The following is a 16919-nucleotide window of genomic DNA, read 5'->3' on the forward strand; positions in this document are numbered from 1 at the left end:
TGGTGTATCGTGGGGGAAAGACCAGCAAGTCGAGAGGCTTATCGGATGAAACGCGACATGTTTCGCCGCAGGAGGATCCACCAGAAGTAGGCAAAGCCGCAGGTCTTATGGCGCAGCCGGAACCAGTAGAACCGCTTGATACCGGCATGCGTGTTCACGGGCCGCGTCCAATCGAAGCGAACGGCAAGAAGATCTTCGACGATGGCACGAAGCGCGCGCCGATCGGAGACGAGATACTTGGCGTACAAGGCGCCATCGCCAAAGCTGTAGCCCGCCAGCAGCCGGGTTTCGTCGTCGATATCGCGGCGCCCGTGATGATGATCGACGACCATCAGCGGGTCGTAGAGCACCGCAACGCCGAGGCCTGCTGCACGAAACAGGAAATCCGTATCCTCCGCCGACACGAATGGCGCGCCGGCTCCGAACCGTTCGTCGAAGCATCCCGTCAATCGCAGGACATCCGCGGTGAACGCCAGATTTGCCCCCATGATGAACCCACCCGGAAACCCGTGCGACGGCGCAACCATGGGATGGTCTTCGAGCTTGATCGTGACGGGGAGATCGGCCGGGTTGCCGAGCAGGATGCGGCCGCCGATGATCGCCGGCCCGCTGGCCCGTTCGAATGCCGCGCAGACGGCGGCGAAATAGTCTTGGTGCACAACACAGTCGTCGTCTGTCATCGCGATGATGCGCCCGGTGCAATGCGCGAGGCCGGCGTTTCGCGCGCGGGCGAGCCCGGGATGCGGTTCGTGGACGAGGTGGACCGGGAAAGCCTGCCCCGCTTGCCATTCCGCCAGTCGCTGCGGCGTGCTGTCGACCGAGCCATTGTCGACCAGGACGACCTCCACGATCGTGTTTCCGGCATACGCCGCCGCGCGCTTCACAGACTTTAGCGTAGCCGCCAGCGACACGGCGCGATTGCGCGTGCAGACGAGCAGGCTGACATCGATGGCGGCAGTCACCGCGCGTCGATGCGCTGCTTGGCAAGGACCATGGCGTGTTCGATCGTCGTGGCCCTCGTCACGATTGGTTCCACAACGGGCCATGCGTCGAGATACGCGGCGATCTTGCCGTAGTCGTTGTCGAGAACGACGTGCGGAATACCGAGCAAGTCGGCGAGGATGTGGCCGTGGAGCCGGTCCGTCACGACGACCCGGCCTCGTGCGAGCAACCGCAGTCCACGGTCGACGCGTGCGACGGCTTGGGCTTCGCGTGCTTTGGCATCGACCCCGACCGGCAGATCGGCGTCATCTTCCAGCCAGTCGACGACGATCGCTGCATCGGCCGAAGGCGGCGCATAGCCTTGCCGTTCGTCGTCGGTGCGCATGAGCATCAGCACGTCGCATTGAAACCCGTTGCGCGATTGCTTGCCGAGCGCATACGCCGAGTCCGGGGCGAGGTGCGCCGCGCAGGCCAGATGCTTGCGTGCGAAGTCCAGGCTACGCGTATCGCGGACGTACAGGACGAAATCCGGATGGTCGGCGACGAGCGCGGCGAATCGATCGACTTCCGACGGCATGCGAAAATGGATCGACTGCGGTAGCTGCACGACCGGTCGATCGCGGACCCTTGCCAGGATCTCCTCGCGGAACCGCTGGTGATGCGGCCAGATATCGCCAAGGTTTCCGCCGCCATGCAGGAACAGTACGCCGTCGGGGCAGGCACTACGAAAGGCATCGAGATCGAAATCGTGCCACGTCGAAACGTAGCACGGATCGCGCTCCGTTATCGCCCGAAGCATTGCGAGTTCGCCGAGCCAGATCGCGCTGTCGCCGACGTTCGCATGATCCGGAAAGTCGACCAGCGCATAGCGAGAACCAGGCGCGACATGCGTCCGGTATAGTGCGGTGAGCAGTGCGCGCTGCTCTCTCAGATGATCGCTAGCCGTCATGCGCGCTGCCTCAGTTCGTGACCGACCACGTCACGGTAAAGGTCCTCGCATTGATCGAGCCACCGATTACGGGTGAAGGCCGTCTCGACTCGATCGCGTTGCGGGCCGCGGGACCGTTGGATGGCCCTCGTGATGGCGTCAGCGAGTGCGGAAACGTCACCGGGCGGTGCGAAGCACCCTGTCTCGCCGATGATTTCTCGCAGCGCGCCACGGTCGAACGCCGCCACCGGCAGGCCGCACGCCATCGCCTCGACCGCGACCAGGCCGAACGGTTCGTCCCAGCATGGCGTGAACACGAACACCGAGGCGCGACCCATCTCCGCCGCCAGCGCCGATGCATTTAGATGTCCGCCATAGCGAATGCTGCCGTCCAGCAGCGGCGCGACGTCGGCGTCCCAATAGTCGCGATCCTCGATCGGTCCGAACAGCGTGAGCGGGACGCCGGCCAGCCGTGCCGCCTGCGCTGCCAGATGCGGCGCCTTGTCCGGCGTCATCCTTCCGCACCAGACCGCGCTGCCGTCGCCTTGCGCGACGAACGGCCACGCTGCGAGATCGATGCCGTTGTGGAGGACCGAGGCTTCGCGTGGCGGGCCGTCCGGCCACCAGGCGGCAAGCTGGTGGGCCGAGGTCGCGGTCAGGCGGTGGGTCGGCGTGACGCTGGCGTGCACGAACCAGCGAAGCGCATCGTAGGGCGGGACGTGCAAGGAGGTGACGGTCGGAACCGCCGCGGTCTGCGCCGGCTCGAGCGGAAAGCGGTGCAGGCTGTTATTGTGCACCACGTCGAAACCACCGGCGGCGATCCGGTCGCAGGCCGCGGCGTAGCCGTCGTCGAGATGCGCGATCAGCGGCGCGAAGCCACGGTGCTCGGCCCCCGGAAAGGTGCGTTCGTAATGCTCTGGGATCACGGCATCGATCGTGAAGCGCGGATCGCTGTCCCCCGAGGCGAACAGTACCACGTCATGACCACGCGCCTGGAGACCCGCCGCCAGATGCCAGCATTGCGATTCCATGCCGCCGGCGAACGGCTGCGCGATCGGCTGGCGGACATGACAGAGGACCGCGATCCTCATTCGGCCGCCGCGGCTCTCTCGCTTGCCGCCAGCCGGTCTTCGAGCAGGCGGATAACGGTCGCAGTATTGGCATAGGGCTGGTGGCTCTGCTGGCCGGTCAGCGCGAGATCGGCGGCGTCGGGGCGGCGCAGGATGCGGATCGGCCGACCCGGGGTGGGGTCGATCAGCCCCATCAGGCGGAAGGCCTGGAGCCAATGGCCCATCGTCCGATAGCCCCATTTGGTTTCGAACAGCTCGGCGTTACGCACGACGCTGTCGAGATGGTGCACCGGCGGCATGTGGTGCGGATGATATTGGTGATACGCCAGACCGCCCTTGATCCACGCGATCGGCACGCCGGCCTCGTCGAGCGCCTTACCGAAATCGGTATCCTCGCCGCCATAGCCGACATAGCGCTCATCGAAGCCGCCGAGACCGAGGAACGTCGTCCGTCGCATCGCGAAGTTGAGCGACCAGAAACAACGATAGTCGGTACAGATCTCGATCCCCTGGGGCGGGGGACCGCGACGGTCCGAATGCTTCACCGCGATCTCGGCGAACCGGTCATACTGCCAGTCGCCGTCGGTCGCGCCACCCGGCAGGTACAGGACCTCGCCCATCAGCAGCCCGTCGAACGTCTCGAGGAACCCTGCATAATCGGCCAGCAATGTCGGCGTCGGAATGCAGTCCATGTCGAGAAAGACGATTACGTCGCCGGTCGCTGCACGGGCCGCGATGTTACGCGCGGAGGCGAGCGGCAGGGCGTCGGCGACGACCTGCATCTGGCGGATCGGGAACGGCGCCTCGGGCAGGTCGTACAGGTCGTCCTGCATCACCGCGACGATCAGTTCGGTCGGCATCAGCGTCTGGCGCATCAGCCCGCGGACGACATTAACGAGATGGTCGGGACGCCCCTTGCCCAGGGTGACGACGGAAACTTCGGTCATGATGATGGCTCTGCTTGGAATATGGAAAGGCGCGGATCGTCCTATCGTCTCCAGAACGACGTGACGGTCGCATGGTTGCCAAGGCGGGGAGCGCTGAGGATGAGATCCGGCCGTTCGGTCGCGAACCCGGACAACAATGCGGGGGCGGTCCGGGACTACGCGCCAAGTAGGGGGCGGCGGCATGCGTTGGATTAGTGGTCCGCGGCGTATCGGTTCGTTGCTTGCGACGAAGATATTGCATGTTGCCGGAGCTGCTCGTGGCTGTCACGAAAGACGCCCTCAAGGAGGCTCGCATGTCATCCGGTCACTTGGACGATCCGGCACTGAAAACGCTGATCGCTGATATGTACGAGACGATGGCTGCGGCGGACAGTGTGGGCCTTTTGGCGCCGCAGGTCGGGTTTGAGCTGCGCGTGATGGTTTTTGGCTTCGATAAGAATCCCCGTTATCCGGACGAAGCACCGGTGCCGATGACCACCCTGATCAATCCGCAGATCGAGGTCCTGAGCAATGAGACCGCAGACGGGTGGGAGGAATGCCTGTCGATCCCGAGCCTGCGAAAATTAGTCCCGCGGCCGACACATATCCGCTATCGCGGCATCGGCGAGGACGGTCGCGCATCGCGGCGTCGAGCGCGTCGCGGCTGCTGATCGTCATTGGCAGCGCGGCAGTGCGGCAGCGCCGCAGCGTTGCTGCGACTTCGTTGTCGACGCGGCGTTCCGGAGGCCCGCTTCCACTTGCCGCTTGGCGCGGCCGTCGCCACCTGTTTGATCCTGGTGTGCGGGGCGCTACTCGTCGTGGCATCGGCCGAGCTTGCGCGGCTGGGTATTCTGATCGTCGTTGAGGAATGCGTTGGCTGATATCGAACGCGAGACGCTGGTTCCAGCGGGCGTGACCCCGGCGGGCCTGTCGGTCGCGCCATCCGGTCCGGTCCTGGGTGCGGAAATCGCCGGCTTGCGCATCGACGGATCTTTCGATGCCAGAGTGGCCGCAGGTCTTCGCGATCTGCTGCTGCGCTACAAGGTCCCGTTCTTTCGCGATCTGGATCTCACGCACGACCAGCATCTGACGCTGCCAGGGTGTGGGGTGAACTCGAGGGCATCCGGTCATCGAGCATGTGCCGGGATATCCTGAGATCCTCGACATCCGCGGGTCGGAGGGACGCGTCGAGGACATCGCCGGAAACCGTCGTTTCCAGACGCTCGACAAATGGCATGCGGACGTAACGTTCCGCGCTGTCCCCTCGATGGGGGCGATGCTGCGCGCACGGGAATCCCGGAGATCGGTGGGGACACGTTATGGTCCGACGCTGCCGCCGCGTACGCCGGGCTTCCCGACGAGGTGAAATCACGGATCGCAGGGCGGACTGCGACGCATGACCTGTTGTTCGATTTCAGCGACCGGATCGCCCCCGAGCGCCGAGCGGCGGTCGCCGAAGAGTTTCCGCCATAGCACCATCCGATCGTCTGCGTGCATCCCGAGACGGGCGAGCAGGTCCTGTTCGTCAATGCGAGCTTCACCAGTCGGATCGATGGGATGGACGAGGTCGAAAGCGCAGAACTGCTGGGGTATCTGCTCGATCGGTTCAAGGTGCCCGAATATCAGGTGCGCTTCCGCTGGTCGCCGAACGCGGTGGTTATCTGGGACAATCGTGCGACGCAGCAGTACCCCGTCGCAGACTATTGGCCTGCGCATCGCAGGATGGAACGCGTGACGATACGCGGTGACGTTCCCGTCTGAACACTGCTTGCCCTCGACGAGCCTTGCTGCGTCGATGCCTGCAATCTTTGCCGTGAAGTCTTGCCACGACGGTGGAATTAGGGGGGCGCCGGACCGCCCCCCCGCTGCATCTCAAATCTTTACGCGGAGACGGGTGTAGTAGAAACCACCATTAAATCCGAATGGACCGCCGTTACGCGCGTAGACCTGACCGTCCGATGTGCCGCCGGTCAGCGGATAGATCTGTACCGTCGAAGTAGGTGCCAGTCGATCAGGATGCTCGTCGGTAAAATTCTGGGCACCGACCGACAATGTGAAGTATTTGAACGTGTAGCTCAGTTCTAAATCGGTGGTGAACTTGCCACCGAAAGTCTGATTTGCGACGCCGTTGGTTTGTCCGTAATCCTGGGCACTGGTGAATGCGCTGTAATAGTTCTCGCGAACGTTGAAGCTCAGATTGTCCAGGGACCAGTTCGCGTTGAACACGACGCGGTGCTTCGGCGCGAGGTTTTCGGCATCGATGAGTTGGGCGACGCTGATGATCCTCGCGTCGTAATCGGTGACCTTGGTGTCGTTGTAATTGTACGCCAGCGAGAAGTTGAGCAGCGCATCGCTGAGCCTGGTCCTGTATGTCCCGACGACGTCGATGCCCTGGGTGCGGGTCTTGAAGCCGTTGGTAAAGTACTGAACCTGCCCCCCGATGCCGACCGGCAACAGCGCCGGCTGCGCCGCCAAGTCCGCTGCGGAGACAATGAACGGCGAGGTCAGGCCGATGCGGTTGCGCAGATTGATGCGATACCCGTCGACCGTAATCGTCATCCCGTGAATCGGTTCGAGGATGATGCCGAGGCCGTAGTTGGTCGATTTCTCCGGCGACAGGTTGGTGGCCCCGTAATATTGCGCGACCGCGGTATTCGTCGGGTACGTTCCGGCCTGGAACGCGACACCGTTGTTGAACGACGTCGTGACGATCGAGACGTTCGACTGACCCGGCGATGGAGCGTGGAAGCCCGTGCCGAAGCTGCCGCGAACCGAGAAGCCCTCCACGAACTTGTACAGCGCATTGATCTTGCCGACCCAGGCATCGCCGAATGTGTTGTAATGCTCGTATCTGCCCGCTGCGCCGACGGTCAGCGCCTCGGTGAGATCGGTCTCCAGGCCGACATAGGCGGCATAGGCCTTCTGGCTGAACTTGCCGGCGGTCGCCGGGCTCGTGCCCGCATAGCCGCTGGCCCCCACGCCCTGTGCCGCGGTCGCACCCGATCGCGTGTAAACGCCGGGTGCAGTCATTGTGTAAAGCTGTTGGGCAACGGCATAGGGACCGGCGCTATAGGACTGCATGTCGCCGGCGGTCTGCTCGTAGGTTTCCTTGCGGAATTCGCCACCAGCCGAGATGGTCAGCGGGGCAGCGAGACCAAGATCTGCCGCATAGGTGAAGTCTGCGTTGAAGTTGACTTCTTTCTGGATCAGATCGCCGAAATCGAAGCTCGTTTCCGTTGCCGGGCCGTACGAAAAATTGGCCGAATTATACATCGACAGCGAGAGCTTATTGCGCGCGAGCGTGCCGGACAGATCGTAGCTGAAGTCGCCTGTTGTGCCCTTGTAGCCCAGCACACCGTAGAGTTCCTGCGTCTTGCCGACGAACCGGGGGGTAAAGCCCGCGGGGTAAAGCTGGCTGTACCGGAACGTGTTGCCGTCGCGGACGAAACCTCCGGTTGGACAGGTCGCGTTGCCGGCCGGGCAGGGGGTTAGGAAAAAGGTGTTGTTGAACGCTCCGTTGGCGCCCTGATTGCGAACGACGCCGTTCGTATCCACAGCGGTGCTGGAAACGGATGGCCGGTAGTTAAAGCTCTGGTTGCCCTTGCTCGCAGCGTAGTTGCCGAAGAAGTAAAGCTTGCTGTCCGCGGTCACGTTGAGCGCGGCGTTCAGCACCGACTTGAAGCCGTGCATCGGCGAGTTACCCCAGATCTGCACGGGGAGGGGATAATTGGGCAGTTGCGACGCGAGTGCCGGAAAGTTCTGCGCAAAGTTCGCAGCCGATGGACGCTGGCGACCGCGGCTGGTCTGCCCCTCGTCGACATACTCGCCGGTGGCGTTGATAAAGCCCCAGTCGCCCTTCAGGCCTGCGTTGCCCGCGATCTGGTAGCTTTCGCCGTCGCCGGCATAATATTGACCGGCACGGCCAACCAGTTCGATGCCCTGATTTTCCCGCAGGCCATAGTTCAGCACACCCGCGATCGCGTCGGAGCCATATTGCGCGGTCGCGCCTTCGCGCAGCACCTGGAGGTTGCCGATCGCGAGCGACGGGATTGCCGAAATATCGGGTCCCTGCGCACCGCGGCCGAGACCGGTGTCGCTGCCGCCGTAAACCTGCACCAGCGCCGAACGGTTGTACCGCTTGCCGTTCAGCATCACGAGGACCTGATCGCCCGACAGGCCGCGAAGCGAGGGCGAACGAACGAAGGTCGACGCGTCCGAGATCGAGTTCTGGCCTGCGTAGAAGGACGGTACGATGTTCTTGAGCGCATCGATCATGTTGGCGGCAGGCTGCGTAGTCAGATCGGCCGAACTGATGATGTCGACCGGGGATGCGGAGTTGGCTAGCGTTCGATCGGTGCGGCGCGTACCGAGAACGAGAATATCACTCGTTTCCTCGGACTCGACGGGTGCTGCCGCTTGAGGCGTCGGATCTTGGGCAGAGGCCGTAGCCGCGTCCTGTACAGTACCAGGCCCGGCCGCGAAAGCAGCAGAACTCGCAAGTAGCGCAACCGCGAGTGCAACGGTCGATGTCGTGTATCTGATCATCTGAAACCCCTTAAAGAACCCGGCTCTTCAAGAGCCTTCTCCAGATGTTCCTGCCCTCGATCGTCGATTATGCTCGGCGTATCGAACGCGCTGTTTGATCAGCCCTGCGAATATCGTGACGGCGTCATTCCGTGCCCCGTCATCGTGCAACAAACGGCCACAACGGACCCGGTTTGACAACCGGAAACGTTAAGGATTGTCATTCAGCCGTAACATGGTTGCATTTTTACCGCACTTTGCTGGAAAAATATCTTATCGTTTCGAAGTCAAACTCGGCAAAGGCGACAAGACATCCCTAGCGTCCGGGTATCTGGCGTATCGAGGGCGGCCGCTAGCAGCCAAGCTAGGGTCTTGCCGCGCGCGCAGGTGCAGCAGCTCCGACATCCCCGGCCGTGTCATAGCGAAAGCGATTTTCGTCGATCACCTCGAGATGCTTTCCGGCCCAGGTCCCCAGCGCACGCAGTGGCTCCGACAGCGAATGCCCCAGTTCCGTCAGCGCGTATTCGACCTGCGGGGGCACGGTGGGATGCACCGTCCGGCTGACCATGCCGTCGCGATCGAGCGCTTTCAGCGTTCGGGTCAGCATCTGCTGCGAGATGCCGCCGATCGTGCGCTTGATATCATTGAAACGCCGGGGACGCTCCACGAGTACCATCACGATCATCACCGTCCATTTATCGCCGACTAACGAGAGCACGCTGCTCATTCTGCGGCAATCGGCGCTGATGCCGGGAGTGGTAGGCATATCCATGTGACCTAGTCCTAAAAATATGCGTCCTTGGCGCGGCGCCGTCGGTCACATACCTGCTCTTGGTCACAAATATAGACCGGAGACAATCAATGAAGCTTCTTCATCTCGATTCCAGCATCATGGGTGAGGGCTCGGCGAGCCGCGCCATCTCCGCCGCGGTCGTCGAGGGCCTCCGGGAAACCGATCCGACCCTTGAAGTCGTCTATCGTGACCTCACCGCCGAACCAATCCCGCACATGACGCTCGATGCCTTTCTGGCGCTGGAAAACGGTGAGGACGTGCAGCAGTTCCTCGACGCGGACATCGTGGTGATCGGTGCGGGGTTCTACAATTTCTCCATCCCCAGCCAGTTGAAAGCCTGGGTCGATCGCATTGCCGTGAAGGGCAAGACGTTTACCTACGGCGAGAACGGTCCGGTCGGCCTTGCCGCGGGCAAGCGCGTGATCGTCGCGCTCGCCCGCGGCAACGTCTATGGTGAGGGATCACCCTATGCGTCGTACGAGCATGCTGAAACGCTGCTGCGCTCGATCTTCGGCTTCGTCGGTGCGGACGTCGAAGTCCTTGTCGCCGAAGGGCTTGGGCGCGGTGATGACGCACGTCGTACGGCGATCGAGGGAGCGCTCGTACAGGCCCGCTGGATGTCGCAATCCTTTGCCGCTGCAGCCAGCGTCTAACGACGACAGCCTTGCCCAGGCCCCGGCACGTCTTACCGGTGGGCGAGGCCAGATTTCAGGGGCTTACATGCTGGGGAAAGGCTCACGTCGCGCGATGCTGAGACTTGCCGGGCGACTTCATGTCATGCCACGTCGTCTGACGGCGCGGGCGAACGACCGAACAGCGTCCACCCCAGCAGCCCGGCGACAAGTAGGCCAACGATCACCCAGGTCAGATTGCCGAGTAGGCTCGCGATCGTCTGAACCTGGTCGCTGAAGGCGCGGCCCAGCGAGACGTAGATCAGCAGCCACAGGACTTCGCCCGCGACGTCGAGGACGATGAAGCGTACCCATGGGTATTCAGTCAACCCGCTGGTGATGTTGATCCATGGTCCCAGTGGCCCAATCAGCCACCGGCTGAAGAAAATGCCCCAACCCGCCCACTTGCGCGAATAGGCTTCGGCCTGTTCGACCTTCTCCGCGCCACCGATCCGCCTGGTAACCGCTGCAAGCAACGGCCGACCGCCATATCGTCCGAAGGCATAGCCGATCTGGTCGCCGACGATCGCACCGGCGGCGCCGGCAACTATCACCGGCCAGAATGCGAGCTCGCCTTGCGCGACGAACGAACCCATCGCGACCAGGGTCAATGAACTGGGGAACGGCATGCCGGCCGCAGCAAGGATCATGGCACCGAACAGCGCGGGGAGCCCGTAGGTCGTCAGCAGTTCAAGCAGCTGGTCGGTCATTTGGCGGGCGACGACGAAGGTGTCTGCCTGAATGGTCGCGGCGGTGGACCGGGTGGCGGGTAGGGCGGCCGCGCGTGGACGATCGCGTACAATAGCTTCGCCTCGAGCTGCGTCATCGAACGTCCGCTGTCCCGCGCGATCCGGCCGAGCGAGCGATGGTCCGGCATCGGCGGCAGGTTCAATGCCTGGTGCAGGACGTGCGGCGGGACGTGATACGAATGCGCGACATAGCCGACTGTCATCCACCGCTCGATCGGCTCGTCGCGGTGCGCGTTCCAATAGATCGCGTCGCTAACCGTCCGAACCGCGTGATAACCGGTAAAGGCCACCACCGCGACGAACAGTGCGATCAGGGCATTTCGCCAGGGTCGATTGCGGGTCATTCGGGGGGGGATACGCGTGCCGAGTTCGGCGATCAACGCCAGCGACAGCGCTACCGGGCTCATTTCAGGACACGCAAGATCCCGATATTCTCTCCGCTGCGGTAGAGCGTATCCCCTGCAAACCAGAAGGCGGATCATTCGAAGCGATGGCCTTGCCAAGAATCCGGCACCGGGCCAACGTCGAACACATGATGGAGAAGCCGGCGATGTCCGACGAATATGCACGAGGGCGTCAAGATGGATTGCGCTTGGCGCTGTCGATCGTGGAGGCGGAGGAAGCCAAGTGGGAGGCGTTGCTCGGGGAAAGCGCATCATGGCGGACCAATGCGACCCGCGCGATCCGCCACAAGGCATACCAGGTGGCCCGCAAGCGAGTGCAGACCGCGCTCAACCGGTTCCTGCCAAAGTCCGAGTCCGCACTGCCGGTCGAAATCGCGTCGATGATCGATCGAGCCGGCTTGTAGGACGACCACCTTGTCCTAGCCGTGCTCTTCATGGCTCGTCATGATATAGACGCTTCGGCCGAGGTTCTGGACATCGCCTGAGAGACGATCGATCGACGCACCATACAGGGCGGGTTTGCAACGATCCCGGATGCGCTTCGTTAACCTTTGCTCCCCAAATCCACAGCGAAGGACCGATATGTTCGGGCATAAAAAAAAGGTGCGCTACGCGGTCGTCGGCGGCGGCCAGATTTCCCAGCAGGCATTCATGCCGGGTATCGGGCGCACCGACAATTCCGAGCTGACCGCACTCGTCACCGGCGATCCCGTGAAGGCCGACAAGCTCGCGAAGCTCTATGGCATCAAGGCATGGTCGTACGAGCAATATGGCGATCTGCTGCACTCGGGCGAGATCGACGCGGTCTATGTCGCGACGCCGAATTTCCTGCACTTGCAATATGCGGTACCCGCCCTGGAAGCGGGCATCCATGTCCTCCTTGAAAAGCCGATGGCCTCCAGCGTCGATGAAGCCGAGCGGATCATCGCGGCACAAAAGGCGGGCGGGGCGAAGCTGATGATCGCGTACCGGCTTCATCACGAGCCCGGTACCGTCGATATGATCACACGGGCTCGCGCTGGCGAGTTCGGCGAACTGCGCAGCTTCGTGTCCGTGTTCGCGCAGAACGTCGCGGAAGCCAATTCTCGTGGCCATAACGGGTATTGGGGTGGGCCGGTGCCCGACATGGGCACGTACCCGCTGAACGCGGTGCGCAACCTGTTCGGGCAGGAGCCGATCGCCGTCCATGCGGTTGGTACCAAGACGCCAGAGCGCGGGTTCAACTTCCATGATACCGTGGCCGTCACGTTGCGCTTTCCCAAGGAGCGGGTAGCCCAGTTCACCGTCAGCTACGCAACAGCCTCCTCGGAATTCTTCGAACTCGTCGGCACGCAAGCGAGCATCCACGCGTCGCCAGCCTTCATGTTTGGTCCGAAGATTGGCATTTCCTACGTCGAAAAGACGAGTGCCGGCAGCAAGAAGCACAGCTTTGACCCGGTCGAGCAGTTCGGCAACGAGACACAGTATTTCTCGAACTGCATCTTGAATGAACTCAAGCCGGAAGCTGACGGGGAAGAAGGGCTGCTCGACATGCGCGTGCTGGCAGCGATCGAGCGGTCGCTCGATACCGGCGAGACCGTAAAGCTGGAGCCCCTGACGCGAACCCGCCACGTACAGCCGGATCAGGCGCTCAGGCTCAAGCCTGCAAAGGAACCTGCCGAGGATGACATGATCAGCATCATACCCCAATCGGCCTGACGACGAGGCGCTATCGGCCAGACACGGGCATTAGTTCAGCGGTACCTGCGCGCATACGGGCGCGCAGGTACGTCATGGCGGCATCATCATCATCGAGACGGTTCAGTAGCGATAATCGTGTTGAAATGCGGGCTGCGGGGTTTGCCCGGGTGGGGTCGTAACCAGCCTCGTCAGCCTAAAATCCCCTGCCCGAGGGCATTGGGAATAACTGACCAGCACTAAGCAACAGCAATGTCCACTTTGTGCAGAAGGGGCATTGTCGATCTGCAGCGTTCGCGACCCGCAGGAGCCTGATCACCAGCGCTATACTTTGAACGGGTTCACCGTGATCGTCCAAATGTCCCGGGCAACGGAAGTTCCGCGCAACCATGGGGCCTGGGTGCTTTAATCGTTACGCTGTCGGCTCCGACAGTGCGATTTCCGAGAAATTCTTGCGGATATAGTCCAGCTTGGGATCGATGTAGCGTCGGCAGAAGGGCCTGTTCGGGTCAGTCCGATAGTAGTTTTGGTAGCGGGCTTCGGACGATCTGAAGCCGGTGAAGGGAAGCACGAGCGTTCGCGCCGTTTCGGTCGTCGGTTGTGCCAGCCGTGCGACCGTTCGTTCCGCTTCAACACGCTGATCCGGTTCGAAGACGTAGATTGCGCTTCGATACCGTCCTTCGGGCGAATAGGTGACACTTGCCGAGTGGGTTCGCAAATGGACTTCGGCCAATATTTCCAGGCATATGATCGAGGGATCGAACGTTACGATTACGCCTTCTGCCCATGCATCCGACGGTGCTTCCGATTGTATGAAGCCTTGATCGACCTGGAGAACGCCTCTCAAGGCCTGGAAGACGCCTTCGGTGCACCAATGGCACCCACCACCAAACCCGATCTTTTCCAATGTCATGCTCCTGCGCCGATGAATGCGCATCATCCGGTCACCGAGATGGAGACGCCGACGTCTAGTTTCAAAGTCGGTGACGGAAGGGGTATCGGCTTGCCAGTTCGAGCTTAGCAGGATCACGTGTTCACTTCGGGACGCCTGATATGACCAGCCCGTACTCGTTCATGGATGCGCAGATGGCGCGCTTACATTGGTCATTTCGCCAGGCCACGACAGGCCTCGCTTGGGTGACCGACGAATGGTGAAACGGGACGCGCTACTCAGGTGTGATGCTCTGGGCTTGATCCTGACCGTCGTGCCATATTCGCTGGAACAGCCTGATGCAGGACCGGCTAGCAATCGGCAATCCGCTCGACGATGATCTTGACCGCATCGCGGCCGAGGGGCGCGCGATCGATCGAATTGTGGATGCCAATCCCTTCGATCAGCGCGTCGAGCCCGCGCGCTGTTAGCGGGTCAAAGAAGCGGCCAAGCGCGTCCCGACTGCTGTCCATCCATTGCTGCATGACAGCGCTGACCGCCGGGTGACGCGCCGCAAAGGCGTACAGTTCGTAGCTCAGCACCAGCGTGCGCGGGTCCGCCCAAATCTGGTTCGCGATGATGTCGACGACTGCCGTGCACGCCGTTGCGCGGTCGGTCGCGACCTCCAGATGCGCGCGAAAGGCCGCGGAGGATTCTTCGGCCAATTGCAGGAAGGCCGCCGTGAGCAGGTCCTCCAACGTCGCGAAATAATAGGTGACCGAACCGAGTGGCACCTGCGCAGCCTCGGCGATGCGACGATGGGTCGTTGCCGCGGTTCCAAGATCCGCAATGACCGCAAGCGTCGCATCGATGATGCGCTGCCTGCGTGGCGGATCGTTGCGCCTGGACTGTTGTGTCATCGCCTCTTTACCCTGATCTCAGTATGTGTACATATGTACACAATATCGAGACGATTGGAAGGTCGCGGCTATGGCGGAAGATCGAGTGAGCAGGCGGACGGTGATCGGCGGTGCTGCGGCACTTGCGGTCGCGGGTAATGCCGGCGTCGCGACTGCGCAGGGCTTGGCAACCCCAGCACTTGGGCGCCGTGACGGCCGTTGGCTGAATGCGCCCAAGGCCTGGAAGGTCGCACCCAGTGGAGACCTGACGCTCGTTACCGACAAGGGCAGCGATTTCTGGCGCGAGACGCATTATGGCTTCACTCGTGACAGCGGTCACTTTCTCGGTTTTACCGCGCCTTCCGCGTTTACTGCCCAGCTGCGCATTCGCGGCCAGTATCAAAAACTCTACGATCAGGCCGGCATTATGGTGCGGGTCGACGAACGAAACTGGGTCAAGGCGGGGATCGAATTGTCCGACGGGCGCGCCATGCTGAGCAGCGTGCTGACCGACGGAAAGTCCGATTGGGCAACCGGTCCCTACGAGCATGACGCGCAGGATTTCTGGATGCGCGCGACCGTCGCCAAGGGCGTCCTGCGGTTGCAGGTTTCGGCGGACGGCAAGACCTGGCCGCTGGTCAGGCTGGCGCCCTTTCCGATCGCCGTTGGATATCAGGTCGGGCCGATGGCTTGCACGCCCGAACGTGCCGGACTGGACGTGCACTTCTCCGACCTGAGCATCACCGCTCCGTTGGGCAAGGACCTCCACGACCTGAGTTGATCGCGATGACGCAGAAGGAACGGATGCTGGCGGGACAACTCTACGTCGCGGACGATCCGGAACTCGTCGCCGACGCGGCGCGCGCCGCCGGGTGGCTCGACCGGTACAACCGCGCCGCGACCGCTACCGCCTCGGAGCGCCATGCGCTGTTGGTGGAAGGGCTTGGTCACGCGGGACAGGGTGCGACCATTCGACCGCCATTCCACTGCGACTATGGCTACAACATCCATCTGGGTGAGGGCGTGTTTTTGAATTTCGGATGCACGGTACTCGATGTCGTGCCAGTGCGGATCGGCGCGGGTACTCAGATCGGTCCGGGCGTGCAGATCCTGACCGCGGATCATCCGCGCGATCCGGCCCAGCGGGGCCAAATGCTTGAGTTCGGGCGGTCAGTCACGGTTGGTCGAAACGTCTGGATAGGCGGTGCGGCCCTGATCCTGCCTGGCATCACCGTCGGCGACAACGCGATCGTTGGCGCAGGCAGTGTCGTGACGCGCGATGTTCCCGATGGCGTGACCGTGGCGGGAAATCCCGCACGCCGCCTGACATAGTGTCCGATCACTCGTTCATCCGGGGTTCGCACAGATAGGAAGGAGGGTCCGCAGTAGCGAAACGCCAAGGGGCCTAAGACTGTCTGGAAAGTTTCTCACGGGTGGGCATGTCGTCGGTATCAAGGCAGGTGATGGCTTTGTTCTGAGTACTGAGAAGCATATCGGATCTGATTTTGCATCGGCACCGTGCGCGATCTGGACGATGCCGAGTGCCTTCGGCATGCCCAGGGCCCTGGAGATTGTGCGACCGGCTCGCGCGGGGCATGGTCGCGAGAAGAACCGCTCAGGGAGTGTAACGCTATGAACCGACTGCTCGCCGCCTTGACCTGTATCGTCGCGTTTGGCGCTACCGGGGTGGGGGCACAATCCATTGCCCCCTCGAAGGACATCGCTGCCGTGCTCGCATCGCCGACGCGAACGCCGGCGAACCGCGCGCGCGATCGCTATCGTCACCCGGCCCAGACTTTGGCGTTTTTCGGCGTCAAGCCGACACAGACGATCGTCGAGTTCCTGCCGGCGGGCGGCTGGTATGCCGAGATCCTCGCGCCGCTGGTCAAGGGCCGGGGGCACTATGTCGCGCTGGTGCCGACTGCGCAGGCCGAGCGTACCCGCAGCGCCTTTGCCGCGAAGACCGCGGAGTATGGCGTGACGCAGGTCGCGACGATCGACTTCAAGACCGGAGCGTCCTCGATCCCGGCGGGAAGCGCGGATGTGCTGCTGACGTTCCGCAACGTCCACAATCTGCTGATGCAGGACGACCCGGCCGTCGCAGGCCGCGTGTTCAAGGCGTTCTATACGGCGCTCAAGCCCGGTGGCGTGCTCGGCGTCGTCGATCATCGCCTGCCGGAGGAAATGGATACGGCGCGCGAGAAGACGAGCGGCTACATCAAGCGATCGACGGTCGTTCGGCTGGCGCAGGAGGCGGGCTTCGCGCTTGCCGCAGAATCGCGGATCAACGCCAATCCGAAGGATACCCACGATCATTCGGAAGGCGTCTGGACGTTGCCGCCGAGCTATCGCCTGAAGGACGTCGATCACGCCAAATATGCTGCGATCGGCGAGAGCGACCGATTCACGCTACGGTTCGTAAAGGCGCGATGATCGCACTGGCTCGCGGGCCGACAACCGGCGTG

Annotated in this window: 19 protein-coding genes; 9 read left to right on the forward strand and 10 right to left on the reverse strand. The window is 62.5% G+C overall.

All coding sequences use genetic code 11. The features are described 5' to 3' along the window. Positions 1 to 38: 38 nt before the first annotated feature. The 4 genes from AC1ME3_RS11265 to AC1ME3_RS11280 are packed head-to-tail and all read right to left on the reverse strand — an operon-like array spanning position 39 to position 3887. Positions 39 to 962, reverse strand: a complete 924-nt coding sequence (locus AC1ME3_RS11265; RefSeq protein ID WP_480953214.1) for a glycosyltransferase family 2 protein — start codon at positions 960 to 962, stop codon at positions 39 to 41. Continuing rightward, positions 959 to 1891 (reverse strand): polysaccharide pyruvyl transferase family protein, encoded by a 933-nt coding sequence (locus AC1ME3_RS11270; protein ID WP_480953215.1) that lies wholly within the window; start codon positions 1889 to 1891, stop codon positions 959 to 961. Before AC1ME3_RS11270 ends, AC1ME3_RS11265 begins: the two co-directional genes overlap by 4 nt. Beyond that, a complete protein-coding gene (locus AC1ME3_RS11275; RefSeq protein ID WP_480953216.1) occupies positions 1888 to 2961 on the reverse strand; it encodes a glycosyltransferase in 1074 nt (357 codons plus the stop codon). The genes AC1ME3_RS11270 and AC1ME3_RS11275 overlap by 4 nt, the downstream gene beginning before the upstream one ends. Next, positions 2958 to 3887, reverse strand: a complete 930-nt coding sequence (locus AC1ME3_RS11280; protein WP_480953217.1) for a galactosyltransferase-related protein — start codon at positions 3885 to 3887, stop codon at positions 2958 to 2960. Before AC1ME3_RS11280 ends, AC1ME3_RS11275 begins: the two co-directional genes overlap by 4 nt. Positions 3888 to 4126: 239 nt before the next feature. On the opposite strand from AC1ME3_RS11280, the gene AC1ME3_RS11285 reads away from it, so the two are divergent. The 3 genes from AC1ME3_RS11285 to AC1ME3_RS11295 all read left to right on the forward strand — a co-directional run bounded on the left by AC1ME3_RS11285 (position 4127) and on the right by AC1ME3_RS11295 (position 5627). After that, positions 4127 to 4537 (forward strand): peptide deformylase, encoded by a 411-nt coding sequence (locus AC1ME3_RS11285; RefSeq protein WP_480953218.1) that lies wholly within the window; start codon positions 4127 to 4129, stop codon positions 4535 to 4537. A gap of 202 nt (positions 4538 to 4739) precedes the next feature. Continuing rightward, on the forward strand, positions 4740 to 5021 hold the full coding sequence (locus tag AC1ME3_RS11290; RefSeq protein ID WP_480953219.1) for a hypothetical protein: 282 nt from the start codon (positions 4740 to 4742) through the stop codon (positions 5019 to 5021). Between the two features lie 327 nt (positions 5022 to 5348). After that, positions 5349 to 5627, forward strand: coding sequence for a TauD/TfdA dioxygenase family protein (locus AC1ME3_RS11295; RefSeq protein ID WP_480955817.1), 279 nt, complete (start codon positions 5349 to 5351; stop codon positions 5625 to 5627). Between the two features lie 111 nt (positions 5628 to 5738). Here the strand turns inward: AC1ME3_RS11295 and AC1ME3_RS11300 are convergent, their stop codons facing one another. Together AC1ME3_RS11300 and AC1ME3_RS11305 are read right to left on the reverse strand one after the other, a co-directional pair. Continuing rightward, positions 5739 to 8411: a TonB-dependent receptor plug domain-containing protein gene (locus AC1ME3_RS11300; RefSeq protein WP_480953220.1), complete on the reverse strand. Its 2673-nt coding sequence runs from the start codon at positions 8409 to 8411 to the stop codon at positions 5739 to 5741. A 343-nt stretch (positions 8412 to 8754) separates the two neighbouring features. After that, positions 8755 to 9162 (reverse strand): winged helix-turn-helix transcriptional regulator, encoded by a 408-nt coding sequence (locus AC1ME3_RS11305; protein ID WP_480953221.1) that lies wholly within the window; start codon positions 9160 to 9162, stop codon positions 8755 to 8757. 89 nt (positions 9163 to 9251) lie between these two features. Here AC1ME3_RS11305 and AC1ME3_RS11310 point away from each other — a divergent pair, with 89 nt between their 5' ends. Then, positions 9252 to 9836, forward strand: coding sequence for an FMN-dependent NADH-azoreductase (locus AC1ME3_RS11310; protein ID WP_480953222.1), 585 nt, complete (start codon positions 9252 to 9254; stop codon positions 9834 to 9836). 122 nt (positions 9837 to 9958) lie between these two features. On the opposite strand, the gene AC1ME3_RS11315 is transcribed toward AC1ME3_RS11310, so the two are convergent. Both AC1ME3_RS11315 and AC1ME3_RS11320 read right to left on the reverse strand, forming a co-directional pair. Continuing rightward, positions 9959 to 10564, reverse strand: a complete 606-nt coding sequence (locus tag AC1ME3_RS11315; RefSeq protein ID WP_480953223.1) for a DedA family protein — start codon at positions 10562 to 10564, stop codon at positions 9959 to 9961. Then, a complete protein-coding gene (locus tag AC1ME3_RS11320) occupies positions 10561 to 11010 on the reverse strand; it encodes a hypothetical protein (protein ID WP_480953224.1) in 450 nt (149 codons plus the stop codon). The genes AC1ME3_RS11315 and AC1ME3_RS11320 overlap by 4 nt, the downstream gene beginning before the upstream one ends. A 125-nt stretch (positions 11011 to 11135) precedes the next feature. Between AC1ME3_RS11320 and AC1ME3_RS11325 the strand changes: the two genes are divergently transcribed. Both AC1ME3_RS11325 and AC1ME3_RS11330 read left to right on the forward strand, forming a co-directional pair. Beyond that, entirely contained in the window at positions 11136 to 11411 is a 276-nt protein-coding gene (locus tag AC1ME3_RS11325) for a hypothetical protein (RefSeq protein WP_480953225.1), read from the forward strand. A gap of 178 nt (positions 11412 to 11589) precedes the next feature. Continuing rightward, positions 11590 to 12705: a Gfo/Idh/MocA family protein gene (locus AC1ME3_RS11330; protein ID WP_480953226.1), complete on the forward strand. Its 1116-nt coding sequence runs from the start codon at positions 11590 to 11592 to the stop codon at positions 12703 to 12705. A gap of 391 nt (positions 12706 to 13096) precedes the next feature. On the opposite strand, the gene AC1ME3_RS11335 is transcribed toward AC1ME3_RS11330, so the two are convergent. Then, positions 13097 to 13591: a peptide-methionine (S)-S-oxide reductase gene (locus AC1ME3_RS11335; protein WP_480953227.1), complete on the reverse strand. Its 495-nt coding sequence runs from the start codon at positions 13589 to 13591 to the stop codon at positions 13097 to 13099. Between the two features lie 335 nt (positions 13592 to 13926). Beyond that, on the reverse strand, positions 13927 to 14475 hold the full coding sequence (locus tag AC1ME3_RS11340) for a TetR/AcrR family transcriptional regulator (RefSeq protein ID WP_480953228.1): 549 nt from the start codon (positions 14473 to 14475) through the stop codon (positions 13927 to 13929). Between the two features lie 85 nt (positions 14476 to 14560). Here AC1ME3_RS11340 and AC1ME3_RS11345 point away from each other — a divergent pair, with 85 nt between their 5' ends. The 3 genes from AC1ME3_RS11345 (at position 14561) to AC1ME3_RS11355 (ending at position 16887) form a co-directional block, all read left to right on the forward strand. Next, a complete protein-coding gene (locus tag AC1ME3_RS11345; RefSeq protein ID WP_480953229.1) occupies positions 14561 to 15235 on the forward strand; it encodes a DUF1349 domain-containing protein in 675 nt (224 codons plus the stop codon). A 5-nt stretch (positions 15236 to 15240) separates the two neighbouring features. Then, the gene (locus tag AC1ME3_RS11350; protein WP_480953230.1) at positions 15241 to 15786 is read left to right on the forward strand and encodes a sugar O-acetyltransferase; all 546 of its coding nucleotides are present in this window, start codon (positions 15241 to 15243) and stop codon (positions 15784 to 15786) included. A 300-nt stretch (positions 15787 to 16086) separates the two neighbouring features. Next, a complete protein-coding gene (locus tag AC1ME3_RS11355) occupies positions 16087 to 16887 on the forward strand; it encodes a class I SAM-dependent methyltransferase (protein ID WP_480953231.1) in 801 nt (266 codons plus the stop codon). Positions 16888 to 16919: the final 32 nt, after the last annotated feature.

It is taken from the genome of Sphingomonas sp. BL2, assembly GCF_056680015.1.

What these genes read in the sequence shown, in the direction of transcription:
- AC1ME3_RS11330 (WP_480953226.1), top strand. Translation starts at nt 11,590, where the DNA reads ATGTTCGGGCATAAAAAAAAGGTGCGCTACGCGGTCGTCGGCGGCGGC.
- AC1ME3_RS11280 (WP_480953217.1), bottom strand. Translation starts at nt 3,887, where the DNA reads ATGACCGAAGTTTCCGTCGTCACCCTGGGCAAGGGGCGTCCCGACCAT.
- AC1ME3_RS11305 (WP_480953221.1), bottom strand. Translation starts at nt 9,162, where the DNA reads ATGGATATGCCTACCACTCCCGGCATCAGCGCCGATTGCCGCAGAATG.
- AC1ME3_RS11325 (WP_480953225.1), top strand. Translation starts at nt 11,136, where the DNA reads ATGATGGAGAAGCCGGCGATGTCCGACGAATATGCACGAGGGCGTCAA.
- AC1ME3_RS11285 (WP_480953218.1), top strand. Translation starts at nt 4,127, where the DNA reads ATGTTGCCGGAGCTGCTCGTGGCTGTCACGAAAGACGCCCTCAAGGAG.
- AC1ME3_RS11340 (WP_480953228.1), bottom strand. Translation starts at nt 14,475, where the DNA reads ATGACACAACAGTCCAGGCGCAACGATCCGCCACGCAGGCAGCGCATC.
- AC1ME3_RS11350 (WP_480953230.1), top strand. Translation starts at nt 15,241, where the DNA reads ATGACGCAGAAGGAACGGATGCTGGCGGGACAACTCTACGTCGCGGAC.
- AC1ME3_RS11315 (WP_480953223.1), bottom strand. Translation starts at nt 10,564, where the DNA reads ATGACCGACCAGCTGCTTGAACTGCTGACGACCTACGGGCTCCCCGCG.
- AC1ME3_RS11355 (WP_480953231.1), top strand. Translation starts at nt 16,087, where the DNA reads ATGAACCGACTGCTCGCCGCCTTGACCTGTATCGTCGCGTTTGGCGCT.
- AC1ME3_RS11270 (WP_480953215.1), bottom strand. Translation starts at nt 1,891, where the DNA reads ATGACGGCTAGCGATCATCTGAGAGAGCAGCGCGCACTGCTCACCGCA.
- AC1ME3_RS11310 (WP_480953222.1), top strand. Translation starts at nt 9,252, where the DNA reads ATGAAGCTTCTTCATCTCGATTCCAGCATCATGGGTGAGGGCTCGGCG.
- AC1ME3_RS11300 (WP_480953220.1), bottom strand. Translation starts at nt 8,411, where the DNA reads ATGATCAGATACACGACATCGACCGTTGCACTCGCGGTTGCGCTACTT.
- AC1ME3_RS11320 (WP_480953224.1), bottom strand. Translation starts at nt 11,010, where the DNA reads ATGAGCCCGGTAGCGCTGTCGCTGGCGTTGATCGCCGAACTCGGCACG.
- AC1ME3_RS11275 (WP_480953216.1), bottom strand. Translation starts at nt 2,961, where the DNA reads ATGAGGATCGCGGTCCTCTGTCATGTCCGCCAGCCGATCGCGCAGCCG.